The following is a 5,422-nucleotide window of genomic DNA, read 5'->3' on the forward strand; positions in this document are numbered from 1 at the left end:
AGTATGGACAATACACAGTAGAACACCTCAATTCATCCCTTTATTATGCAACGCCGATTTTGAATAAGACTCAGTACTTATCTATCCTATTCCCTATTCGCTGTTCCCTGTCCATGCAAGTAAATTCAGGAATCAAACCTGATTGCTATATGAGACTTACGTCATAACTCTGTGAAACTCTGATTTATCCGTGGTTAAAGCTGCTTTTTGTGCATTTGTTTAGTCAAGTATATCTATGTATTTTCCCACCCGATTCGCTTCAATTAATCTAGGAAAATACGCAAGAGGCTGTCTCTTTTTGATGTAGCCTTCTACTCCCCTGATTAAAAGAGGCTGTGCCAAGTGTAAGTGCTTCGCCCTACGTTTTTTCATGATTTAGCATAATTCTTGATATAGTCTACATATACTTTCTTGCGTAAATTCCCCAAAAACGGCGATAATTGTTTGTACAACCATAATTGACAGACTATAAATTAACTATTCCTAAGTACCGTCCAGTAGAAGGAAGCTTTACACACTTGGGTCAGTGTTTTTTTTTGGAACACAGCCATTATAATCACCGTCTTTTATGATTGAACCCCAAATCCATTAGAGTAATTGATTGAAAATATACAATAATGTAATAAAGCTTAAAAGAGCATTATTATAATATTTCTAATGGTGTGAGTTAAATTGTGGATTTAATTAGCAATGCCTACTTATTTATCTAACGTTTCCGATCGCGAGTCCCAGACTGCCTGGGTCAGTAAGTTAACCAAGTCTTATTATCAAGACGATCAGCAAGCTAAATTGATGCATTTACAAGCAGAGGTAGACTCTCTGTTGCAGCAATTGGAAAACCTGAAGCACCAACGTCTAGCCGAAACCAACCAAAAAGAAGAATAAGTCAGTCTTGTCGATAGCGATCGCTTTTCCTCTCTTTAATTTAAATTTGAGTCAAAGAGGAAATTTGAGTCAGGGGTGTGCTATTCAAAGCGCTGATTTTTCTCTGACCAGCGTTTCAAACTGTAGTTATGAGCATTTTCTACCAGTAAAGCTAAGGATTGCACCCCTGAAAGCTTGGCGATCGCAGAGAGTCTTTGTAAGTAATTTCCTGTAAAATCAGTGTAAATAATTTTACTTCTATCAGAGAAAATTATAGTCCGGTCACGGCCTTGTTCTGTGTTTTTTCTCTGAATTTTAGGTGTTGGCTGATTCAAGGATGCTATTGCTTCTGGTGAGATAGTCAGTATTATTTCTGGTTGAGCATTATTTGTTAAATCAATCACTTGAACGGGCCAATCACCTAATTTTTCCTGCATCTGTTCAAAGCTAGGAATAGCACCACCCGGAACTTCGCCAGATTGCTGCAAAGATTGCCACAGACTCGATAGCATTACCTTCACCCCTTGGGGATTTTGTTGATGCAGTTCTCGTAGAGTAATGGGAGATGGTTGCACCCATTCTAGTGCTGCATTGGTCAGGGCTAAAGGTTTGGGCTGGAGAACATCGTTTTGATTATCTGGAATTTTTGGGCCAGCAGCTAATAGGCGCAAAACTTTACCTTGTAGTTGCACCGCTTTGATAGCGGCTATAGTAATTTTTTGTTCTCCGTTAGGCAGCCAGACTACAATTTGGATTTCTGGGTCAGAAGTAATTCCCAAAGTTTTCCAGAAAAATTTGGCGGCGTCAGTTTTCGGTGGGTTGAAATTCTCAAAAGGGAAATTTAGCCAGCGTTTCCCGTCATTAAATGCACTTACCTCCACCTGATACCAAACTTGGTTATCTGTAAGTTTCAAATCTGCTGGGGAATTTGGTTGCAGCCATTCGGTGTTGGTAACTTGAGTGAGTAGTTGCACTGTACCAACAATCTGACTAGGGTGAGTAGAGGATATTTGTGATGTCCCCTTACCATTGAGTCTTGATAACAGACCTTGAATATAGGCAAGATTATCTTTTGTAATTTTTGGTTGCGCCTTTAACCAAGAATTAGCGTGTTCTTCTCCCCGCTGAACTGCTAAAATCAACGCGAACCAAGCTTGCACCTCTCGTCTATTTGGGTTCACCTGCAACGCCGCCACTGTGCGATTCCACAACCGTTTTTCATCAGCTTTGAGTAGAGTAGCAATTTCTTGGGCATTATGTGGCGACGCTTCAAGCACCTGTAAAGCTTTCTCCCAGCGACCATCAATCAAATCTGCCAGCACTTCTTGACTAGGACTGGCCCAAATTTTCTCGGCTTGAATTTTAGTAAGTTGGGAATGCAAGCGAATCAAATCCATTTGCGCTTGCGCCGCTTCAGGTAAAATTCCTTTGCGCTGCTTCTTGATGAATTTTAACCATTCAAAGGCTGGCGTCCACAATCCGCTACGGGCAATTGATAGGGCATTTTGGTATGCAGAATCCTTGAGGGTTGATGATTTGAGGGTAATCGCCTCCAATTGAATTGGTTTGAGGAACAACTTCAAAGGCTTGACTTGGTAAACCTGTAAGTGCGGTTCTAAACCTACTGTTTGGTCGACAACTAACTCTTTTGTAGCGTCACCAGTTACCTGCTGCCATTTGGGCAATTGTCCATTAGGACTAGTCCAAGACAACATTTGTAGTAAATTCGTGCGTTCTGGATTGTAGTATACGACGTAACCGTAGCGGATAGAATCGGTTCCTTGTTGGCGTTTACCCCGCAAATCAAACCAAACGCCTGATGATGGTGTCTTACCTTCAAAGCGTTGTACTTCAGTTAAAGGTAGAGGAATACTGATATCTTGGGGTTCTAATGTTCCATCAAGCAAAGAAGAAATCACAAAGGATTCATCTGGGCCAGTTACAGGTAATTGAGTCGCTAGATAGTAGTAATTTTCTGACTGAGATTTAAACTCTAACTCTTCTGAGCGTTCGTAAACCCTGAGTTCCGCCAGTTCTTCACAATCAGATTGACAATTAGCACGTTGTTGAAAAACTGGTAGTAAAAATGAGGTTTTCACATCCTGATGTAAAGGCAGAGTTTCCCCAAATATTTGGTTTTTTTTACTCAGATCGAGTTGAATTTGTTTGAGAGTTTGGGGGCGTTCGTGTTTACCAAGGGGGATTTGTGCCCATCCAGGTAAAATTTTATTTAGCCAGCTTACCTCGTCTGGATTGAAGATGAAGAGAACACTAATCCAGGCAAAAGCCATAATTAGACTAGCACTACTTAACAGAATTGCGTAGGCGTAGCCCGTCGTAGACATCGCTAGTATTGACGACAACCAACTTCTTCGTTTTAACTTTTTCTGGGGTTTTTTAGCGACGCGTTTCATCGCACCAGCACGAGGTTGATTTAGTTTAGAGGCTTTTGGCTTCAGCTTGCGTGAACGATTTGCCATAGATTCGGGATTAGAGAATTGAGGATTAGGGATTGAGAAACTTTTTCTTAGTCCCCAGTCCCCATTCCCCAATACCCTGTTATACTCGCCCTTTCAAAAGTTGCCTAGAAGCATTAAGTCTAATTTGGGACAAAATCCGTAAATGTCCCCATGTGAACCCTAGATGATCGCGAATACACTCTTCACTTAAGTATGTGAGCAGAGTGTAAAAAATTGAAAGGTAGACTTATTAGCCGCAGTCATCGCAAAACCTGGATGCTCGCATGGTTACTAATTGCGGGAGTAAATGGAGTTGCACAAAAAGCACTGGCACAAGAGTACACAGACACAAGAACTACTCAGGAGTTAGGAGTTAAGAGCGATAATATTATTCCCTCATCTCCCTCATCTCCCTCATCCCCCCTCCTCCCAGAAAATCCGATGGCGCAAGTTACATCGGTATCTCAACTAAAGGATGTACAACCCAACGATTGGGCATTCCAAGCCTTGCAATCTTTGGTAGAACGTTATGGTTGTATAGCTGGCTATCCAGATAGCAGCTATCGCGGTAATCGCGCCTTAAGTCGGTATGAATTTGCAGCAGGTGTAAACGCTTGTTTAGATAGAGTCAACGAATTAATCACTACAGCCACCAGCGATTTAGTCACTCGCGAAGATTTAGCAATATTACAAAAATTACAGTCAGAATTTGCCCCTGAATTAGCAACTTTGCGGGGTCGTGTCGATAATTTAGAAGCCAAAACTGCTGAAATCGAAGCCAACCAATTCTCAACAACAACTAAACTCAGTGGACTACTGATAGTTGGTATTCAAGGACGAACTAACAATCGTGGTGATGTTAATCCTAGAGATGGACAAAAGGATACAGATGATGCCGGGACAAATATTAATCTTATATCCCTAGCGCAGTTGTATTTAACTAGCCAAATCACTCCCCGTAGTTATTTATTTACAGGTCTTTTAGATGGTAAAGGAAAAACTACACCTAGATTTACCAATAGTGTTTCCCGGTATGATGTTTTACTTGGCTACGAATTTCCTACAGATAACTTGATTGTAAGTGACCTAAATTTTCATTGGCTGGTGACAGATAAATTAGCAGTAATGGTAGGAACAGAAGGCGTAAGTATGCCATATGCTTTCCGAGGCCCCAATCGGGTGGAAAGTGCTGCAACAGGCCCACTGTCTTATTTTGCCCAAAGAAACCCAATTTTAAATATGGGATATGGTCACGGTGGTATAGCTATTGATTGGCAATTTGCTAAACGCGCTAGTTTGCAGGCAATTTATACTAGTTATCAACCAGGAAATCCCGGTAAAGGTAGCGGTTTATTTGATGGAACCACCACTACAGGTGTGCAATTACTGCTGACACCAACTGATACTCTAGATTTAAGTTTATATTACGTTAACAATTACGCTTCGGATGGTTGTTTGCTAACCTTTGTTGGTGATGATTGCTTAACTACAGTTAATACCACTACTGGAAAATCAGCACCACTGCAAACTAACGCCGTGGGGGCGACTCTGACTTGGCAAATTTCTTCCCGCATTAGCGCAGGTGCGTGGGGTGGTTATACTAAATCTTATATTCCTGGGCAATCAGGAAGTGTAGAAACGACAAATTATATGGTGTTTCTGAATTTCCCTGATTTATTTGCTAAAGGAAATTTAGGCGGAATTTATGTCGGTCAACCTCCTAAAATCACTAGTAGCGACTTACCTATAGGGAATAATGTCCCTGATTTTATCAATACAGGTTTAGGACGTGCAGGTGGACAACCAGGTACTACCACTCAAATTGAGGCATTTTATCGTTTCCAGCTAACAGATAATATCAGTATTACACCAGGAATAATTCATCTTATACAGCCTGGTAACACACCAGATAGTGACTCAGTTACTATCGGCATTCTACGGAGTACTTTTAGTTTTTAGTTTTAGTTTCACATAATAAGAAGCCTCTGCGGCTTCTCATGGTATTAACAGTTTTTCCTATTCCACAATTGTCCTTGGGTTTTTCGTAAGGATTCAGGTCTAATATTTAGGAAGCAGAGATGGGCGAGACAGATAATTAT

The 5,422-nt window shown here is 41.0% G+C and carries 3 protein-coding genes; 2 read left to right on the forward strand and 1 reads right to left on the reverse strand.

Annotation, left to right across the window (positions count from 1 at the left end):
- The first annotated feature begins 690 nt into the window (after positions 1 to 690).
- On the forward strand, positions 691 to 885 hold the full coding sequence (locus tag HWQ58_RS18120; protein ID WP_292778303.1) for a hypothetical protein: 195 nt from the start codon (positions 691 to 693) through the stop codon (positions 883 to 885).
- 80 nt (positions 886 to 965) lie between these two features.
- On the opposite strand, the gene HWQ58_RS18125 is transcribed toward HWQ58_RS18120, so the two are convergent.
- Entirely contained in the window at positions 966 to 3,344 is a 2,379-nt protein-coding gene (locus HWQ58_RS18125; RefSeq protein ID WP_292865382.1) for a hypothetical protein, read from the reverse strand.
- Between the two features lie 255 nt (positions 3,345 to 3,599).
- On the opposite strand from HWQ58_RS18125, the gene HWQ58_RS18130 reads away from it, so the two are divergent.
- Positions 3,600 to 5,282: an iron uptake porin gene (locus tag HWQ58_RS18130; protein WP_292865385.1), complete on the forward strand. Its 1,683-nt coding sequence runs from the start codon at positions 3,600 to 3,602 to the stop codon at positions 5,280 to 5,282.
- Positions 5,283 to 5,422 lie beyond the last annotated feature (140 nt).

Origin of the sequence: Nostoc sp. LPT (genome assembly GCF_017115165.1) — a bacterium.
Taxonomy (GTDB): domain Bacteria; phylum Cyanobacteriota; class Cyanobacteriia; order Cyanobacteriales; family Nostocaceae; genus Nostoc.